This window comes from Allobosea sp. (assembly GCF_036675845.1).
Classification (GTDB): domain Bacteria; phylum Pseudomonadota; class Alphaproteobacteria; order Rhizobiales; family Beijerinckiaceae; genus Allobosea.
In genome coordinates this window covers 1-18,178 of sequence record NZ_JAKFED010000128.1, presented here as the reverse complement: position 1 = coordinate 18,178, position 18,178 = coordinate 1, and the positions used below count along the sequence as shown (strand labels likewise).

Here is an 18,178-nt window from a genome sequence, read left to right as displayed (position 1 = left end):
TCCCCCAGGCCTTCTGCGGCGAACGCCTCGCCATCCGCCCCCGCTCAACCGATGGACGCTACGGCGTCTTCTTCGCCGCCCACCGCATCGCGACCATCGACTTGACCGACACCCAAACCGTCATCCATCTCTCCGAACACCCGTCATCCATGTCCCCGGACTGAACACTTTACGCTCGCAATGAAGGCTGGTCTGCGGAAAGGCGCTCCTGCCTCACTGCGCCCGTGTGACCAGCACCTCGACGCGCTGGTTGCGGGCGCGGCCATCCGCCGTCGCATTGGCGGCGATCGGCTCGCTCGCTCCACGGCCCTCGGCGCTCAGGCGGGTCTTATCGCTCATGCCGGTACCTAGCCAGTCGGCGACAGCCGCCGCGCGGGCCGCCGAGAGCGCCTGGTTGTCCTTGAACTTCCCGCTTCTGGGCGGGGCGCGGTCGTCGGTATGTCCGACGATGCGCACCATGCCCGGCTCGCGCTCGAGGATGGCGGCGATGCGTTGTCCGAGTGCGGCGAAGCCGGGCAGCAGGTCGGCGCGCCCGGGCCGGAAGTCGAGCGGACTGGCGAGCCGGATCGCGATCCAGCCGCCGAAGGGATCGACCGTGACCTTGCCGCCGGCGATCTCCGCGGCGAGCTCGACCCTGATCCGCGGCAGTTGGTCCGGCCGCGGCATGGAGGCAGGCGCAAGCGAACGCGCGGAGGAAGCTCGAGACGAAAGTGCAGGGGCCAGTGCAGGCGCGTCGGCCGGATGCAGCAAGGCCGCGGGCGGCGGTGTCGGCGGCGGCAACGGCGCGGGAAAGAAGAGATCCAGCAGCCAAAGCGTCAGCGCGGCCACCACCATCACGCCCGCGGCGAGCGCGGCGCCATAGCCGGCGATCCGGGCGATCTTCCTCGAGGCGTCGGCGATGTCGCTCATCAGGCCTGCCTTCGCGCTTCCTCGCTCCCGCCGCTGCCGGGCGCCGCAACGCGGACAGGCCATGCGGGGGCGCCTGCGGCGAATCCGGCGGGAGCGCAGCCGACCATGCCGCCGCGCCGCGTGCAAGTGCCGGCGACAGCCCTCTGGCGTCGGCGGGCGGAAGCCGCTAACGTTCCCTTTATGTTCCGGTCAACAAGGAGGATAACCATGGCGGTCCAGCCCGCGCGCCATATCGGCATCGCCATCGAACGCCCGTTCGCCGAAGCCTACGAGTTCCTGGCGGAGCCGGCGAACTTTCCGCAATGGGCATCGGGCCTCGGCCGTTCCTTCGAGCCGGCCGGCGGGCTCGACTGGCGGGCAGAGACGCCGATGGGGCCGATGACGCTGCGCTTCAGCGCCCGCAACCAGCACGGCGTGCTCGACCACAGTGTCATGCCGGAGAACGGTGCGCCGATGCACAATCCGATGCGGCTCCTCGCCAATGGCGACGGCTGCGAACTGGTGTTCACGCTCTATCGCCGCGCCGCAGTGAGCGAGGAGGAATTCGAGCGCGATGCGGCCTGGGTGGCAAGCGACCTCGAGAAGCTGAAGGCCCTGCTGGAGGGCCGGAGCGGCCTCAGAGCCTGACGCTGCCGGTGGCGTAAGCGACCTCGACGGGGCGCTGGAAGGTTGCGAGCACCAGGCTCGCCGCATAGGCGGCTGCGACGGCGAAGACCACGGCGACGACGAAGGACTTCATGCTGCTTCCCCCAAAAGAGCGCGAACAGGCATCGCCTCTGGATTGAAGCTAATCACTCCGACAGGGGCGATCAACCAGCGCCCAGCCGGACATGAAGTCGCTCCGCCTCGGCGAGGTCCTCCGGGCGGTTGGCGTTGAAGAAGGGGTCGACCGGCTCGGTCGGCCACTGCGCGCTGGCGACGCCGTGGCGGGCGGTCCAGCGGTCGATCTTGCGCTCGTCCTCGACGGTCAGCGCATGGCGCAGCGCCTCGCGCAGCGAAACCGGCCAGAGCCCGATCACCGGATGGGTCCAGCCGCCCGAGGCGGCGCAGGCGAGCGGCACGCTCGCCGCCTCCCGCGCCGCATGCAGCCGCGCGACGAGATCGCGCGGAATGAACGGCGTGTCGGCGGCGACGCTGACCAGCCATTCGGCCTCCGGCCGGTTCGCCGCCAGCCAGTCGAGCCCGGCGAGGATGCCGGCGAGCGGCCCGGCGAAATCCGGCACGCTGTCGCCGACGACCGGCAGGCCATAGCCGGCAAAGCGTGCCGGATCGCCATTGGCGTTGACCAGCAGCCCGTCGCATTGCGGGGCGAGCCGTTCGATCACATGCGCCAGGATGGTGCGGCCGGCGATCGTCCGCAGCGGCTTGTCGCCGCCACCCATGCGGCGGGCGAGCCCGCCGGCGAGGAGCAGGCCGAGGGTAGGCGGCACCTCAGTCATCGCCGCCCGCTCCCTTGCGGCGATGCTTGCCGCCCTCCTCCTCGACGCTGTCGAGATCCTGGTCGAAGACGATGCGGTCCTCGCCGGCGAGCGCGACGAAGCGCTTGCCGCGGGCCCGGCCGATCAGGGTCAGCCCAGCCTTGCGGGCGAGCTCGACGCCCCATTCGGTGAAGCCGGAGCGCGAGACCAGGATCGGGATGCCCATGCGCACGGTCTTGATCACCATCTCCGAGGTCAGGCGGCCGGTGGTGTAGAAGATCATCCTGCCGGGATCGACATCGTGCCGGAAGAGCCAGCCGGCGACCTTGTCGACGGCGTTGTGGCGGCCGACATCCTCCATGTAGACCAAGGGCTTGTCCTGCTCGCAGAGCACGCAGCCATGGATGGCGCCGGCCTCGAGATAGAGCGAGGGCGTGGTGTTGATCTTGCGGGTCAGCGCATAGAGCCAGCTCGTGCGCAGTTCGGCGCGGGGCAGCGCGATCTCGTCGATCGCCTCCATCAGGTCGCCGAAGGCCGTCCCTTGCGCGCAGCCGGACGTCAGGGTCTTTTTCTTCAGCTTCTGCTCGAAATCGGTGCGCGCGGGCGTGCGCACCACCACGACCTCGAGCTCCTCGTCATAGTCGACACCCTCGACGACGTCGCCGCGCTTCAGCATGTTCTGGTTGAGCAGGTAGCCGAGCGCCAGATAGTCGGGATGGTCGCCGATCGTCATCATGGTGACGATCTCCTGGGCGTTGAGATAGAGCGTCAGCGCCCGCTCGGTCACCACCCGCGTCTCGACCGGAGCACCGGTCTGGTCGATGCCGTGCACGGTCGCGCCCAGCCGCGCCGCCGCCGGGTCGGGCCGGACCAGGTAGTCGTCGAGGAAGTCACTGCGGGGCAGCACCGGATTCAAAGCTCCCTGCGAGGGTTCAGGCAGCCTGGCGCAGGCTCGCCAGCGCCCAGTCCGCGACCGCGTCGCGCTCCGGCGGCAAGCGCTGCCAGGCCTCGCCGACGAATTCGCCCCAGGCGGCGAGCATGTCCTCGCGCACCGCCGTCAGCAGCGGCAGGCCACTGAGGAAGCCGGCGGCGATCTCGGCGCGCAGGCCCTGGCCGAGCGCTTCCTGCTTGCCGAACTTGTTGATGATCAAAAGGTCGACCTGGCCTTCGAGCGCGCTCGCCACGGCGCCGCCCGCGGCGGCGAGCCCGGCGGCATCGAGCCGGCAGCCGGTCGCGCCGGCGCCACGGTCCTCGCTGATCGCGAAGCGCCGGCCCGAGGCGAGATCCTCCAGCGCCATGCTGGCGCAGCCGCGCAGGCAGTCGTCCTGATTGTGCTGGACGACGCCGCCGAGCCGCACGGCCTCCTGCCTCAGGCGGGCGGCGACTTCCGCCATCAACTCGTCGATGGGGAAGCCGGAGGCGTAGACGATCGCGGCGAGTGGAGCGGTCATGTCGACCTTTCATCTCATGGATCACGGCGCGCGGCCAGTGGGCTTTCGCCGCACCACCGGGCGCGGCCCGCCCGCGGCCTGGCCGCGACCTGCCGGCGAGATGCATCGCCACTGTTGCGCCGCACCTACAGTCGCCGGCGCCGGCAGCCGCTAGGGTGGCAGAGGGCTGACGCGGGGGAACCCTCCGGAGACGCGGCCTTGTGCTCGAACGCGTACCGCCGATGATCCGCCCGAACGCTCCGACCCCGCTCGATCCTGCAGCCTCAGCCGCCCTGCTGCTGCGCCGCATCGGCTTTGCGACGCTGGCGCTCGCCTTGCCGCTGGCCTCGCTGGTCTCGCGCCGCGCCGCGGTGGTGCTGGCGCCGATCGGCGTCGTGCTGCTGGTGATCGCGGCGCTGATCGAGGCCCCGCGCCGCTTCGGCGACAATCTGAAGAGCTCGCTCTCCGGCATGGCCGGACTGACGCTGCTGGCCCTCGTCGCCTGGGCGGTGCTGTCGCTGGTCTGGAGCCCCTATACCGGTTCGGCCAGCGAGAAGGCCGGCAATCTCTTCCTCGCCGTGGGGCTGGGCTTTGCCGGGGCGGCCGCCCTGCCCGAGCGCATGCGCGCCTCGAACCTGAATCTCGCGGCGCTCGGCGCCGGCCTTGCCGCCATCCTGGCGCTCGGCCTGCTGCTGACCGAAGCGCTGAGCCCGGTCGGCTCGCGCGCCGGCAACGAGGCCGGCAGCGTCGAGCGCGGGGTCAGCGTCGTGCTGATCATGTCCTGGCCGGCGCTCGCCTGGCTGCTTTCGCGCGAGCGCGGGCTCACCGCGCTGGGCCTGGCGCTCGTCGTCTTCCTGCTCGCCCTGACCCGCTATGAGGATGGCGAGGCGGCGGCGATGCTGTTCGGCGCCATCGCCTTCGGCGTGGTCAGCGCCAATCGCCGCTTCGGCGCCAGGCTGGTGGGCGGCGTCATCGCCGGGCTGATGCTGCTGGCGCCGCTGCTGCCCTTCCTGCTGGCGCCGCTGCTGCGGCTCTCGCCGAACGCCTTCAGCACGGTCGCGGTCGGGCTCGACATCTGGGCCGACATCATCTCGAGCCGGCCGGTCCAGCTCATCACCGGCCACGGGCTCGACACGGTGCTGCGCGGGCGCATCACCGGCGCATTGCCGCTCGAGGCGCCGACGACGATCCTGTTCGAGACCTGGTACGAGCTCGGGCTGGTCGGCGCGGCGACGGCGGCGCTCGCCTTGTATTTCGCGATCAGCGCCGCCGGCCGCATGCCCGGCGCGCTGGCGGCGGGCGGCGTCGCGGCCTATGCCACCGCCTTCTCGCTGGCGGCGCTCGGCTTCGCCTCGTTCCAGACCTGGTGGCTGATGACGCTGACCGCGGTCGCCCTGCTCTTCACCGCGATCGCGCGCGGCCAGTACCGCACCGAGCGGCCGGTCGCGCCGCTCTCGCGACGGCCGAAGGCGCCGACCATCGCGGCAGGCCGGTAAGGCCGGCACGCGCGTCATGGTCGGCCTTGAGCCGGCCATCTCTTTTCCGGAGATTCCCGGGTCTGCGCTTCGCTCCGCCCGGGAATGACGGCAGCGGTTACGCCGCCTCCCTGCCCTGGTTCACCGCATGGCAGGCGACGCCGTCGATCACCGGCGGGTTCTCGACCCGGCAGCGGTCGAAGACCAGCGGGCAGCGCGGGTGGAAGGTGCAGCCCGATGGCGGGCTGATCGGGTTCGGGATCTCGCCCTTCACGCCCTCATGGGCCTTGCCGACCATGGCGAGGTCGGGCACCGCCTCGAGCAGCATGCGGGTGTAGGGGTGGCGCGGCGCCGAGAAGAGCTGCTTGCCCTCCGAGACCTCGACCAGGCGGCCGAGATACATCACGCCGATGCGCGTCGCCATGTGCCGGACGACGGCGAGATTGTGCGAGATGAAGAGATAGGTCAGCCCGAATTTCTGCTGCAGGTCGCGCATCAGGTTGAGGATCTGCGCCTGCACCGAGACGTCGAGCGCCGAGGTCGGCTCGTCGCAGACGATGAACTCGGCATTGGAGGCGAGCGCGCGGGCGATCGCGATGCGCTGGCGCTGGCCGCCGGAGAACTCGTGCGGGAACTTCTTGCCGTCGTCGGGATGCAGGCCGACCAGGCTGAGCAGTTCGCCGACGCGGGCCTCGATCTCGCGGTCGCCCTGGATGATCTCGAAGGCGCGGATCGGCTCGGCGATGATCCGCCCGACGCGCCAGCGCGGGTTCAGCGAGGCGTAAGGATCCTGGAAGATCATCTGGATGCGGCGGCGCAGGCGCTGGCGCTCCTGCGCGACATTGACGTCGTTCATCGAGACGCCGGCGATGCTCACCGTGCCGCCGGAGGGCGGCAGCAGGCCGACGACCATGCGCGCCACAGTCGACTTGCCCGAACCGGATTCGCCGACGAGCGCGAAGGTCTCGCCCTTGCGGATGTCGAAGGAGACGCCGTCGACCGCCTTGAGATACTGCTTCGGCGCGCTCTCGAGCACCCGGTTGAGCCAGGGCTTGGAGACGTCGAAGACGCGCTTCAGGTCACGGACCTGGACGAAGGGAGCCTCGGTCACGCGGCGATCTCCGCTTTGCTGGTCAGGTTTCGGCCAGCCGGACTTTGCGACTGGTCGTAGAGGTGGCAGGCGACCTGGCGGCCGCCGACATTGATGAGTTCCGGCCGGTCGACGAAGCAGCGGTCGAAGGCCTTCGAGCAGCGCGGGTTGAAGGCGCAGCCCTTGGGGATGTTGGAGAGCCGCGGCATCGAGCCCGGGATCTGCACCAGCCGCTCGGCATCGCCCTCGATCGAGGGGATCGCCCCCATCAGCCCCACCGCATAAGGGTGCAGCGGCTGCTTGACGACGTCGCGCACCGGGCCGATCTCGGCGATGCGGCCGGCATACATCACCGCGACCCGGTCGGCGGTCTCGGCGATGACGCCCATATCGTGGGTGACGAGCATCACCGAGGTGCCGCGTTCCTTGCAGAGCCGCTTGATGAGCGCGATGATCTGGGCCTGCACAGAGACGTCGAGCGCCGTCGTCGGCTCGTCGGCGATGATGAATTCCGGCTCGGCGCAGAGCGCGAGCGCGATCACCACGCGCTGGCGCATGCCGCCGGAGAATTCGTGCGGATAGCCGTCGATGCGCCGCTCCGGCGCCGGGATGCCGACCTCGTCGAGCAGCGCGATGGCGCGCTTGCGGGCATCGGCCGCGTTGAGATCGGTATGGGTCTGGATCGTCTCGATCAATTGCTCTCCGACGCGGTAGAGCGGATTCAGGCTGGTCAGCGGATCCTGGAAGATCATGCCGATGCGCTTGCCCCTGATCTTGCGCATGGCGTCGGGCGAGAGACTGTCGACGCGCTGGCCGGACAGCACGACCTGCCCGCCGGCGATGCGGCCGGGCGGATCGATCAGGCCGATGATGGCCGAGCCGGTGACCGACTTGCCGGCCCCGGATTCGCCGACCACGCCGAGCACCTCGCCGCGGGCGATGTCGAAGGAGATCTTGTCGAGCGCACGCAAGGTGCCGCGCCGCGTCACGAACTCGACGGTCAGGTCCTTGACGGAAAGGACGGGTTGGTTCTGTTCAGGAGCCGTCATGGCACTGTTTCCCGTCATTGCGAGGAGCGGAACGAGGAAGCGATCGCCTGAGCGCCGGGCGCGCTGCGGAAGCCTCCGGATCGCCGCGCGCCCGTTCGGACGCGGGGTGGCGATCCATCTTTTTGTCTCAGCATCGGATTTTGCCGAAAAGTGCATTCCACTTTTCGGCCCGATGCTCCAGCTGCTGCGCCCGCCATGGCGTCGTGGTTGCGATTCATGGCGTTCCCCTCGGCTTCGGATGGGCGCGGAAGCGGCCGCGCCAGCTGCCCTGGCGGCCGATGGCAACCCCGCCCTGCCCTGCTGCAGCCTGCGACCGGAGCCGGGGCGCTAGTGCGGGATGCGAGGAAATGGAAGCCGGTTTTCCGCATCGGTCCTGCTCATCGCAGCCTCGGATTGAGGGCATCGCGCAGCCAGTCGCCGAGCAGGTTCACGGCGAGCACCAGGATCGCCAGCGTCAGGCCCGGGAAGGCGACGATCCACCAGTCGCCGGAGAACAGATAGCGGTTGCCGATCGAGATCAGCGTGCCGAGCGAGGGCTGGGTCGGCGGCAGGCCGACGCCGAGGAAGGACAGCGTCGCCTCGGTGATCACCGCCAGCGCGAGATTGATCGTCAGGATGACCAATACCGGCCCGATCACATTGGGCAGGACGTGGCGCAGCATGATCAGCGGCGCCGGCAAGCCGACGAGGCGCGCCGCCTGGACATAGTCCTTGTTGCGCTCGACCAGGGTCGAGCCGCGGATGGTGCGGGCATACTGCACCCAGAAGCTGAGGCCGATCGAGACCACCAGCACATAGAGCGCGGTGTCCTCGCGGTTCGCGCCGGTGAAGACGCCGCGCACGACGCCGTCGATCAGGAGCGCGATCAGGATCGCCGGGAAGGTCAGCTGGACATCGGCGATGCGCATGATCAGCGAGTCGACGCGGCCGCCGAGATAGCCGGCGAGCAGGCCGAGCGTGATGCCGATCGTCGCCGCCAGCGCGACGCCGAGCCCGCCGACGATCAGCGAGACGCGCAAGCCGTAGAGGATCGCCGAATAGAGGTCGCGGCCCTGGTCGTCGGTGCCGAAGATGAAGCGCGGATCGCCGCCATCCTGCCAGGCCGGCGGGATGTTGGCGTCGGCCAGGAAAACCGAGGCCGGGTCGAACGGGTTGGTCGGCGCGATCCAGGGCGAGAAGGCCGCGCCGATGAACATGACGAGCACGATCAGGGCGGCGACCATCGTCACCTTGGAGCGCAGGAAGCTGGCGAGCACGTCGCTGTCGAGGAAGCGGGCCCAGAGCGAGGGCGGCTTGGTCGACGGGGTGGCTGGCGGGGTCTGAGCGGTCATTGTCTGTCCTCCCGCCTTCAATGCGAGCCGACCGTCGCCCGCAGGCGCGGGTCGACCGCGGCGTAGAGCAGATCGACGATCAGGTTGATGCTGACGAAGAGGAACGAGATCAGGATGAGATAGGCCGCCATGATCGGGATATCGACCTGCTGCACCGCCTTCAGGAAGAGCAGGCCCATGCCCGGCCACTGGAACACCGTCTCGGTGATGATGGCGAAGGCGATGATCGAGCCGAGCTGCAGGCCGGCGATGGTGATGACAGGCACCAGCGTGTTCTTCAGCGCGTGGCCGAAATGGATGGCGCGGGTCTTCAGGCCGCGCGCGCGGGCGAACTTGATGTAGTCGGTGCGCAGCACTTCCAGCATCTCGGCCCGGACCAGGCGCATGATCAGCGTCATCTGGAACAGGCCGAGCGTGATCGAGGGCAGGATCAGCGCCTTCCAGCCGGACACGGTGAGCAGGCCGGTGGTCCACCAATCCCCGATCTTGACCACCTCGCCGCGCCCGAAGGAGGGCAGCAGGCCGAGCGTGACCGAGAACAGGTAGATCAGGAGGATGCCGATCAGGAAGGTCGGCAGGCTGATGCCGATCAGCGAGACCGCCTGGAAGAGCTTGGCGAGCCAGCTGTCGCGGCGCAGCGCCGTGTAGACGCCCATCGGGATGCCGACGATCAGCGAGAACACCGCCGACATGAAGGCGAGCTCCAGCGTCGCCGGCGCGCGCTCGCCGAGCAGCGCGACCACCGGCAGGCGGAACTGGTAGGAAACGCCGAATTCGAGCCGCATCGCATTGTAGATGTAGCGGGCGAACTGGACGACGAAGGGATCGTCGAGCCCCAGCGACTTGCGGATCTGCGCGACCTGGTCCTGCGGCGTGTCGAGCGAGACGAGCTGGTTCACCGGATCGCCGACGAAACGGAACATGGCGAAGGCGATCAGCGCCACCGCCAGCATGACGAGGAGCGACTGGAACAGCCGACGCAGGATGAATGCGAGCATGGAACCTGGAGCCTGGAGTTTACGCGATAGGCGGCGGATCCGTCAGTGCGAGCGAAGCGAAGCAATCCAGCAACCGCGCCAGTCGCTGCGCTCTGCCGCCCCTGGATTGCTTCGTCGGCTTCGCCTTCTCGCAATGACGCGATCAAGCCCTGAACGAGGCGCGCGGGCTCGTCACCCGCGCGCCGTCGGCCTCACGGCTCCTTGCTGGCGTAGTAGAGCAGCACCGAATTGTCGGCGCGCTGCGTCAGCTTGACCTTCTTCGACACGCCCCAGGCCAGCGCCTGCTGGTGCAGCGGGATGTAGGCGAACTCGTCGACCGTGATCTTGAAAGCTTCCTTGATCATCGCGTCGCGCTTGGCCTTGTCGGACTCGACCAGGATCTTGTCGGTCAGCTCGTCGACCTTCTTGTTGCAGTAGTTGCCGAGATTGGACTCGCCGCGCGAGGAGCCGGCGACATCGCGGCAGCCGAGGATGTCGTTCAGGACGTTGTGGCTGTCGAAGGTGCCGGGCGTCCAGCCGAGCAGGTAGAACGAGGTCTTGTAGCCGCCGGACTTCAGCACCTTGGCGAAATACTGGCCCTTGGGCTGGGCGTTCAGGTTCACCTTGATGCCGGCGCGCGCCAGCATGCCGACGGCCGCCTGGCAGATCTGGCCGTCATTGACGTAACGGTCGTTCGGGCAGTCCATGCCGACCTCGAAGCCGTTCGGATAGCCGGCCTCGGCCAGGAGCTTCTTGGCGGCCTCCGTGTCGAACTTGGCGCGGGTGAAGCCGGCATGCGGGAACAGCTCGGGCGCGATCATCAGGGCCGAGGGCGTCGCCAGCCCGCGCATGACGCGGCTCTTGATCGTCTCGATGTCGATCGCCTGATAGAAGGCCTGGCGGACCCTGACGTCCTTGAACGGGTTCTTGCCCTTGACGCTGGATTCCAGCAGCTCGTCGCGGGTCTGGTCGAAGCCGAGGAAGATGGTGCGCAGCTCCGGCCCGGTCATGACCTGGGCGTTGCCCGAGGCGTTGACGCGCTGGATGTCCTGGGTCGGAACCGGCTCGATCACGTCGACCTCGCCGGAAAGCAAGGCCGCAACCCGCGTGGCATCCGAGGTGATCGGCGTGAAGACGATCTCCTGGATATTGCTGTCGAGCTTCTTCCAGTAGTTCTCGTTCCGCTTGAAGACGGTCTTCACGCCCGGCTGGTGGCTCTCGATCTTGAACGGACCGGTGCCGTTGGCGTGGAGCGAGGCATAGCTCGGCGTCGTCGCCGCCGCCGGGGTCGGCGCGACGGCGTTGTTCGCCTCCGCCCACTTCTTCGACAGGATGTACCAGGTGTCCCACTGCGCGTTCAGGATCGGGTTCGGCGCGGTCAGGATGACGTCGACGGTATGGTCGTCGACCTTGACGAACTTGGCGCTGGTCGGGATGCGGGTGGTGAAGTTCGAGCCCTGGGCGCGGACACGCTCGGCCGAGAAGATCACGTCGTCGGCGGTGAAGTCCTCGCCGCCATGGAACTTGACGCCCTTGCGCAGGAAGAAGCGCCATTTCAGGCCGTCGTCGGAGACCTCCCATTTCTCGGCGAGGGCGGGCTCGATCTTGAGATCCTTGCCGCGCGCCGTCAGCCCCTCATAGGGGTGGCCGAGATGGGCGTTGGTCGTCGTCTCGTTGACGGTATACGGGTCCAGCGACTTCAGCTCGCCCTGGTTGGCATAACGCAGGGTCTGCGCCTGAGCCGTGCCGCACATCAGGGCCAGCGCCGCGACGGCCGCCAGGCAATGGGTCTTGAAGGACATGAAGAGCGTTCTCCCGATTGGTTGTTACCCACTCCTCCCCAGGAGCGGCGCCCGGACTGCCACATGCATTGGCGGCAGTCTGAGGAAGGCGGCAGATTAATGGCGGTTCGAAGCCCGCGTCCAGTGCGGCTCTTTGGCTTTGTTCCAGATCGAACTTTATTGCGATAGGAAAGCGCGCCGCGCACGTTCCTGCGAAGCCCGCCGAATTCCGCCGCATGCGAGGCCCTCGCCCTGCGCCGTCAGCGGGCCAAGTCCGCGATCAACGCGCGCACGAAGGCCGTCCCGGCCTCAAGCTGGGCGACGGTGATGAACTCGTCCGGCTGATGCGCCTGGGCGATGTCGCCGGGCCCGCAGACCACGGTCGACCAGCCCGCGCCCTGGAACAGCCCGCCCTCGGTGCCATAGGCGACGACATGGCTGCCATTGTCGCCGGTGAGGCGGCGCGCCAGCGTCTCGGCCGCCCCGCCCTTCTCCGGGCCGAGCGGCGGTGTCTGGGAGGTGATCTCCATCTCGATGCCGGTCTCAGGCGCGATCGCCTTCATCGACGCCTCGAGCTCGGCGATCCTGGCGCGGTAGCGCGCGACATAGTCGGCATCGTCCCCGGGCATGACGCGGACCTCATGGCTGAAGGCGCAATGCTCGGCCGTGATGTTGACGGCAGTGCCGCCCTCGACGACGCCGACATGCAGCGTCGAATAGGGCGGCTCGAAAGGGTTGCCGGCCTGCGCCTGCGCCTTGTTCTCGTCCATGACCTCGTCATGCCAGGCGATCAGCCTGCCCGCGACCATCACCGCCGGCACGCCGATATCGACGCGGCTGGAGTGCACAGCATGGCCGCGCACCGTCGTCTTCATCCGCGTGCCGCCCTTGTGGCCGGTGACGACCTGCATCATCGAGGGCTCGCCGACGATCACGGCCGCGGGCTTCAGCCCGGCGGCGGCCATGGCGTCGATCAGGTGGCGGGCGCCGATGCAGCCGACCTCCTCGTCATAGGACAGCGCGATGTGGACCGGGCGCTTCAGCCCGGCCGCCAGCATCTCCGGCACCAGGGCCAGCGCGATCGCGTCGAAGCCCTTCATGTCGCAGGAGCCGCGGCCGTAGAGCTTGCCGTCGCGCTCGGTCAGCGTCCACGGATCGGAGCTCCAGTCCTGGCCCTCGACCGGGACGACATCGGTATGGCCGGAGAGCACGACGCCGCCATCCGCCTGCGGGCCGACCGTGGCGTAGAGATTGGCCTTCAGGCCGTCCGGGCTCGGCACCACCGTGCTCCCGACGCCATGGGCGGCGAGATAGTCGCGGCAGAAATGGATCAGCTCGACATTGCTGCGTTGCGATTCGGTGTTGAACGAGACCAGCTTGGCCAGCATTTCCTTGGGGGTGTAGCGCACGGGCAGGATTCTCCAGAGACTGGCCGACAGGCATGATCGCGCCGGCAGGCTACCCGGGCGCGGCGCAAGGTCAATCGCCGCCAGAGCATGGCGCCGGGGCGGCGACCCCGTTTTTCGCATCCGGACGATCCGTCCCGATGCGATGTGGCCGCGCCGCTTGACCGGGCCGCGCCGGGCGCGCTCATCTGCGCGCGCACCGACTCCGACGAAAGCTCCGTACCATGTCCTTCGACGTCTCCCTCGCCGACATCCAGGCCGCCGCCAGCCGCATCGCCGGCAAGGTGCGCCGCACGCCGACCTTCCTCAGCGCCGGCCTGTCCGAGCGGCTCGGCGTCGAGACCGTGGTCAAGGTCGAGAGCCTGCAGCTCGCCGGCTCGTTCAAGGTGCGCGGCTGCTACAACAAGCTGCTAGGCCTCGGCGACGCCGAGAAGGCGCGCGGCGTCGTCACCGTCTCCGGCGGCAACCACGCCATCGCCGTCTCGCTGGTCGCCAGCATGCTCGGCATCCGCGCGCTGGTGCTGATGCCGAAGAATGTCGCCCCGCTCAACATCCGCCTGACCAAGGAGGCCGGCGGCGAGGTCGAGCTCTGCGAGGACGCGCTCGCCGCCTTCTCGAAGGCGGAGGAATACGAGGGCAAGGGCATGACCCATGTCCACTCCTATGACGACCCGGCGATCATCGCCGGTCACGGCACGGTCGGGCTCGAGCTCGCAGCCGATGCCGGCGGCCGGCTCGACCATGTCTTCATCTCGATCGGCGGCGGCGGCTTTGCGGCCGGCGTCGGGGCGGCGCTGAAGGGGCTCGACCCGGCCGTGCGCATCCATGGCGTCGAGACGGAAGGCGCCACGACGATGACGCAGGCGCTCGAGGCCGGAAAGCCGGTGCCGATCCGCCCGACCTCGATCGCGCGCACGCTCGGCGCGCCCTTCGCCACCGAGCGGACCATGGCGGCGGCCCGCGAATTCCTCGAGGAGATCGTGCTGGTGCCGGATGCGGAAGCGGTGCGCGAGCTGCTCTGGGTGCTGCAGAACGGCCGCGTCCTGCTCGAGCCGGCCGCCTCCTGCACGGTCGCGGCGGCGCTGGCGCGCAAGGACAGCTTCAAGCCGGGCGAGCGCGTCGCGCTGGTGCTGTGCGGCTCGAACGTCGCGCTGGAAGACATCGAGACCTGGCGCAAGCAGTTCGGCGTCTGAGCGGGCCGGAGGGCCGCGCGAATGCGAGTTCGCGCGGCCCTCCGGATTCCTCGCCTTATCGCTACGGGATCACGGTTCCGCGGGCGCGTCCGCCGGTGACGCGGCAGGAGCAGCCGACGCCGAGCACGGCGGGGTTGATCAGCTTGCAGGTCCGGACGGGCGTCTCGCAATAGCCGCCGATCCCCGAGGACGCCGGCGCCTCGTAATAGGGCTCGCTCTCATATTGCGCGCCGTAATAGTAGGGCGTGCCGTAATAAGGCGCGTCGTAATAGCCGTAGTCGTGATAGCCGTAATCATAGGGCCTGCCGTAATAATAGGGATAGGCCGCAGCGACGCCGAGGGCCAGGCCGGCGCCGCCCCAACCCCAGTTGTTGTTGTAGTAGCCGCGCCTTCCGTAGCCGTGCCGCCCGTAATAGGCGCCGCGATACCCGCGGTTGACGCCGTAACCCCAGCCGGCGCCGCCGGGATTGACGCCGACGCGGCCGCCGACACCTGCCCCCACGCCGCCGACGCGCATGCCTCCGCCCGGGGCCACGCCCGCGCGCATGCCGCCGGGACCCGGGCCGACCGGTCCGCGGCCTCCGATGCCGGCGGCACCGCCGAAGCCTCTGCCCGGGACGACGGGGGCGGCCCCCATGTTCCCACCGGGGGCGACGCCGCCGCGCCCGCCCATGCCGGCGGCTTGGCCCTGCGCTGTGGCGCGATCGGCTGCGAGGGGCGCGATGAGGATGAGAGAAGCGGCAAGAACGATCAGGCGGCGCATGGCGGCCTCCCATTCATGACAAGGATGGTGGAGCTTCAACGCGCAAGCGTCGCGGCTGTTCCCTCCGCCGCCCGTATTATGCGCCTTAGAGCAGGATGCGAAAAGTGGATGCCGGCTTTTCGCAGAGAATCCTGCACTAACCCTTTGGTGAGAGCGCGCGCCAGCTCAGAAATAGCGCGCCAGGTTCCGCCTGATCCGCTCCAGCGGCGGCAGGTCGGCCGCCGGCGGCGCGAAGGTCTCGCCCGTGATCATCTCGTAGGCCCGGATGTAGACCTGCGAAGCCTGCGCGATCAGTTCGTCCGGAATCGGCGGGATCGGATCCTTGTAGGGATCGCAGCGGGCGGCGACCCAGTTGCGGACGAAATCCTTGTCGAAGCTCTCGGGCTTCTCACCCTTCGCGAAGCGTTCGGGATAGCTGCCGGCGAACCAGTAGCGACTCGAATCGGGCGTGTGGATCTCGTCGGCCAGCACGATCCTGCCCTCGCGGTCGGTGCCGAACTCGTATTTGGTGTCGGCGAGGATGAGGCCGCGCTCGGCCGCGAGCGTCTGGCCGCGGGCGAACAGCGCCAGCGCGTAGTCCGAGAGCGTCTCCCACTGCGCCTTGGTCAGCAACCCCTGCTCCAGGATCTCGGCGGGCGAGAGCGGCTCGTCATGGCCGCCGTCGAAGGCCTTGCTGGTCGGCGTGATGATCGCCTGCGGCAGGGCTTCGTTGTCGCGCAGGCCGTCGGGGAAGCGGGCTCCGTACATCTCCCGCCTGCCCTGCTTGTACATGGTCAGGATCGAGGTGCCGGTGGTGCCGGCGAGATAGCCGCGCACCACGATCTCGACCGGCAGGATGTCGAGCCGCTGCCCGACCACGACATTGGGATCGGGATAGTCGAGCACGTGGTTCGGGCAGATATCCGCCGTCTGCTCGAACCAGAAGCGCGCCGTCTGGGTCAGCACCTGGCCCTTGAACGGGATGCAGGCGATGGCGCGGTCGAAGGCGCTAAGCCGGTCGGTCGCGATGATGATCCGGCGATCGCCCGGCAGGTCGTAGTTGTCGCGGACCTTGCCGCGATAATGGTTCGGCAGCTCGGGAAACGTCGCTTCACGGATCGTCTGCGCCTCGGACATCGCTCACATCGCTCGTCAGGTCGGGATCGCGCCTGGAGAGGCAGTCTCCGGCAGCATCGCTCTTAGCCCATTTCGCGCCCGGCGACAGCGGGGCGCGCCCGCACTGCCGCGCGCTCAGCCCCGGTACTGCGCCTCCGTGACCTGCTCCAGCCAGTCGACGGGCGAGCCGTTCAGCTTCTCCTGCAAGGCGATATGGCTCATCGCCGTCGTCGCCGTGGCGCCGTGCCAGTGCTTCTCGCCCGGCGGGAACCAGACGACGTCGCCGGACCGGACCTCCTCGATCGGCCCGCCCTCGCGCTGCACCCAGCCGCAGCCGGCGGTGACGATCAGGGTCTGGCCGAGCGGATGGGTGTGCCAGGCCGTGCGGGCGCCGGGCTCGAAGGTCACGAGCGCGGTGGCGATGCGCGCCGGCTCGGGCGGGTTGAACAGCGGGTCGATCCGGACCGAGCCGGTGAAATACTCGGCCGGCCCCTTGCCTGAAGGCTGCGTTCCGCTTCGCTTGATGTCCATGATGGTCCTCGCAAACTAGCCTCGAATGGGCGCGCCGCCGCCGGCGTACCCGCAATCTGGTGCCTGACGGCCGCCGGGATCAGGGGCGCCCTGCAGCATGCCGCCATTCCTCGGCTTCCGCCCCCTCATGCCGCAATCGGCTTGGACAGGGCGCCCGCTCAGGCTAGCTTGCCGCCCTCGGCAACCCGCTTTCTGCGAACTTGCCCCAAACTGCCCGAGGATACGATGCCAAAATCCGAACTCATCGCGGCGATCGAGCCCGAGATCAGCGCGATCCGTCGCGATTTCCACCGCCATCCCGAGCTGCTCTTCGACGTGAACCGCACCGCCGGCATCGTCGCCGACAGGCTGAAGGAATGGGGCGTCGACGAGGTCGTCACCGGCATCGGGCGCACCGGCGTGGTCGGCGTGATCAAGGGCAAGGGCCAGGCCTCGGGCAAGGTGATCGGCCTGCGCGCCGACATGGACGCGCTGCCGATCCATGAGGAAACCAATCTCGAGCACCGCTCGACCGTGCCCGGCAAGATGCATGCCTGCGGCCATGACGGCCACACCGCCATGCTGCTCGGCGCGGCAAAATACCTGGCGCAGACGCGCGATTTCGACGGCACCGCGATCGTGATCTTCCAGCCGGCGGAGGAAGGCGGCGGCGGCGGCAAGGAGATGTGCCAGGACGGGCTGATGGAGCGCTTCGGCGTGCAGGAGGTCTACGGGCTGCACAACATGCCGGGCCTGCCCATCGGCCAGTTCGCGATCCGCAAGGGCCCGATGATGGCGGCGGCCGACCGCTTCCTGCTCAAGCTCGAGGGCCGTGGCGGCCATGCCGCCAAGCCGAACGAGACGATCGACCCGCTGATCGCCGCCTGCCAGCTCGTCACCTCGCTGCAGACCATCGCCTCGCGCAATGCCGACCCGCTCGATTCCGTCGTCGTCTCGGTGACGGCGCTGCAGGCCGGCGAGGCCTTCAACGTCATCCCGCAGCATGTCGTGATCAAGGGCACGGTGCGCTCGCTCTCGCCGGAGATGCGCGACCTCGCCGAGAAGCGCTTCCGCGAGATCGTCGCCGGTACCTGCCAGGCCTTCGGGCTGACCTTCGAGATCGAATATGAGCGCGGCTATCCGGTGACCTTCAACCATTCCGGCCAGACCGACTTCGTCACCAGCGCGACCAAGAACGTCTTCGGCAAGGAGGCGATCGACACCGAGGTGCCGCCGACCATGGGCTCGGAGGACTTCTCCTTCATGCTCGAGGAGCGGCCCGGCGCCTATATCTTCATGGGCAATGGCGAGTCCGCCGGGCTGCACCACCCGGCCTATGAGTTCAACGACAAGGCGATCCCCGTCGGCATGACCTATTGGGCGAGCCTGGTCGAGATCGCGATGCCGCAGCGGGCGGGTTGAGCGCATTCTCATGATCCATCGTAGACGCTCGACCTGCCCTCTCCCCCCTTGTGGGGGAGAGCTGGAGAGGGGGGTAGTCAGCCGCGAGGCTGCGATAGCCCGCTCCCTTGGAAGCTCTCACCCAGTCGCCCCCCTCCCAAACCCTCCCCCACAAGGAGGGAGGGCTTGAGCGCGGCGGACATCGACTGCCTCGTCATCGGGGCCGGCGTCGTCGGCCTCGCGACGGCGCGCGCTCTGGCGCTCGCCGGCCGCGAGGTCGTGATCGCCGAGGCCGCTGAGGGCATCGGCACCCAGACCTCGGCCCGCAACAGCGAGGTCATCCATGCCGG

At 68.8% G+C, this 18,178-nt stretch carries 19 protein-coding genes and 1 pseudogene; 6 read left to right on the top strand and 14 right to left on the bottom strand.

Annotation, left to right across the window (positions count from 1 at the left end; all coding sequences use genetic code 11):
• Positions 1-164, top strand: a pseudogene (locus V6M56_RS13490) (IS481 family transposase); the annotation flags it as partial.
• 49 nt (positions 165-213) lie between these two features.
• Here the strand turns inward: V6M56_RS13490 and V6M56_RS13485 are convergent.
• Positions 214-909: an OmpA family protein gene (locus V6M56_RS13485; protein WP_332684474.1), complete on the bottom strand. Its 696-nt coding sequence runs from the start codon at positions 907-909 to the stop codon at positions 214-216.
• Between the two features lie 207 nt (positions 910-1,116).
• Here V6M56_RS13485 and V6M56_RS13480 point away from each other — a divergent pair, with 207 nt between their 5' ends.
• A complete protein-coding gene (locus V6M56_RS13480; RefSeq protein WP_332684473.1) occupies positions 1,117-1,536 on the top strand; it encodes an SRPBCC family protein in 420 nt (139 codons plus the stop codon).
• On the opposite strand, the gene V6M56_RS13475 is transcribed toward V6M56_RS13480, so the two are convergent.
• From V6M56_RS13475 to V6M56_RS13460, 4 genes are all read right to left on the bottom strand, one after another.
• Positions 1,526-1,648: a hypothetical protein gene (locus V6M56_RS13475; RefSeq protein ID WP_332684471.1), complete on the bottom strand. Its 123-nt coding sequence runs from the start codon at positions 1,646-1,648 to the stop codon at positions 1,526-1,528. The genes V6M56_RS13480 and V6M56_RS13475 overlap by 11 nt on opposite strands.
• 70 nt (positions 1,649-1,718) lie before the next feature.
• Complete coding sequence (gene mobA, locus V6M56_RS13470; RefSeq protein ID WP_332684470.1) at positions 1,719-2,348, bottom strand: molybdenum cofactor guanylyltransferase MobA; 630 nt, start codon at positions 2,346-2,348, stop codon at positions 1,719-1,721.
• Positions 2,341-3,231: a formate dehydrogenase accessory sulfurtransferase FdhD gene (locus tag V6M56_RS13465; RefSeq protein ID WP_332684480.1), complete on the bottom strand. Its 891-nt coding sequence runs from the start codon at positions 3,229-3,231 to the stop codon at positions 2,341-2,343. Before V6M56_RS13465 ends, mobA begins: the two co-directional genes overlap by 8 nt.
• Before the next feature lie 28 nt (positions 3,232-3,259).
• A complete protein-coding gene (locus tag V6M56_RS13460; RefSeq protein ID WP_332684468.1) occupies positions 3,260-3,778 on the bottom strand; it encodes a DUF2478 domain-containing protein in 519 nt (172 codons plus the stop codon).
• Between the two features lie 200 nt (positions 3,779-3,978).
• On the opposite strand from V6M56_RS13460, the gene V6M56_RS13455 reads away from it, so the two are divergent.
• Positions 3,979-5,253, top strand: coding sequence for a peptide ABC transporter permease (locus tag V6M56_RS13455; protein ID WP_332684466.1), 1,275 nt, complete (start codon positions 3,979-3,981; stop codon positions 5,251-5,253).
• 97 nt (positions 5,254-5,350) lie between these two features.
• Here the strand turns inward: V6M56_RS13455 and V6M56_RS13450 are convergent, their stop codons facing one another.
• The 6 genes from V6M56_RS13450 to argE form a co-directional block, all read right to left on the bottom strand.
• The gene (locus V6M56_RS13450) at positions 5,351-6,343 is read right to left on the bottom strand and encodes an ABC transporter ATP-binding protein (protein ID WP_332684464.1); all 993 of its coding nucleotides are present in this window, start codon (positions 6,341-6,343) and stop codon (positions 5,351-5,353) included.
• A complete protein-coding gene (locus V6M56_RS13445) occupies positions 6,340-7,371 on the bottom strand; it encodes an ABC transporter ATP-binding protein (protein ID WP_332684462.1) in 1,032 nt (343 codons plus the stop codon). Before V6M56_RS13445 ends, V6M56_RS13450 begins: the two co-directional genes overlap by 4 nt.
• Before the next feature lie 377 nt (positions 7,372-7,748).
• Positions 7,749-8,702 (bottom strand): ABC transporter permease, encoded by a 954-nt coding sequence (locus tag V6M56_RS13440; RefSeq protein WP_332684460.1) that lies wholly within the window; start codon positions 8,700-8,702, stop codon positions 7,749-7,751.
• A gap of 17 nt (positions 8,703-8,719) precedes the next feature.
• Positions 8,720-9,700, bottom strand: a complete 981-nt coding sequence (locus V6M56_RS13435) for an ABC transporter permease (protein WP_332684458.1) — start codon at positions 9,698-9,700, stop codon at positions 8,720-8,722.
• Positions 9,701-9,891: 191 nt separating this feature from the next.
• A complete protein-coding gene (locus V6M56_RS13430; protein WP_442881154.1) occupies positions 9,892-11,481 on the bottom strand; it encodes an ABC transporter substrate-binding protein in 1,590 nt (529 codons plus the stop codon).
• 239 nt (positions 11,482-11,720) lie between these two features.
• Positions 11,721-12,869: an acetylornithine deacetylase gene (gene argE, locus V6M56_RS13425; protein WP_332684456.1), complete on the bottom strand. Its 1,149-nt coding sequence runs from the start codon at positions 12,867-12,869 to the stop codon at positions 11,721-11,723.
• Positions 12,870-13,090: 221 nt separating this feature from the next.
• Between argE and V6M56_RS13420 the strand changes: the two genes are divergently transcribed.
• Positions 13,091-14,059: a threonine ammonia-lyase gene (locus tag V6M56_RS13420; RefSeq protein WP_332684454.1), complete on the top strand. Its 969-nt coding sequence runs from the start codon at positions 13,091-13,093 to the stop codon at positions 14,057-14,059.
• Positions 14,060-14,120: 61 nt separating this feature from the next.
• Here the strand turns inward: V6M56_RS13420 and V6M56_RS13415 are convergent, their stop codons facing one another.
• The 3 genes from V6M56_RS13415 to V6M56_RS13405 all read right to left on the bottom strand — a co-directional run bounded on the left by V6M56_RS13415 (position 14,121) and on the right by V6M56_RS13405 (position 16,448).
• The gene (locus tag V6M56_RS13415) at positions 14,121-14,594 is read right to left on the bottom strand and encodes a hypothetical protein (RefSeq protein WP_332684453.1); all 474 of its coding nucleotides are present in this window, start codon (positions 14,592-14,594) and stop codon (positions 14,121-14,123) included.
• Between the two features lie 393 nt (positions 14,595-14,987).
• Positions 14,988-15,938: a phosphoribosylaminoimidazolesuccinocarboxamide synthase gene (locus V6M56_RS13410; protein WP_332684450.1), complete on the bottom strand. Its 951-nt coding sequence runs from the start codon at positions 15,936-15,938 to the stop codon at positions 14,988-14,990.
• A 114-nt stretch (positions 15,939-16,052) separates the two neighbouring features.
• Positions 16,053-16,448 carry a (R)-mandelonitrile lyase gene (locus tag V6M56_RS13405; protein ID WP_332684448.1) on the bottom strand — a complete coding sequence of 132 codons (396 nt, stop codon included), beginning with the start codon at positions 16,446-16,448 and terminating at the stop codon, positions 16,053-16,055.
• A 225-nt stretch (positions 16,449-16,673) separates the two neighbouring features.
• On the opposite strand from V6M56_RS13405, the gene V6M56_RS13400 reads away from it, so the two are divergent.
• Positions 16,674-17,849, top strand: a complete 1,176-nt coding sequence (locus V6M56_RS13400) for a M20 aminoacylase family protein (RefSeq protein ID WP_332684446.1) — start codon at positions 16,674-16,676, stop codon at positions 17,847-17,849.
• Positions 17,850-18,029: 180 nt separating this feature from the next.
• Positions 18,030-18,178, top strand: a 149-nt coding sequence (locus tag V6M56_RS13395; protein WP_442881155.1) for an FAD-dependent oxidoreductase, incomplete at its 3' end; no start/stop codon positions are given.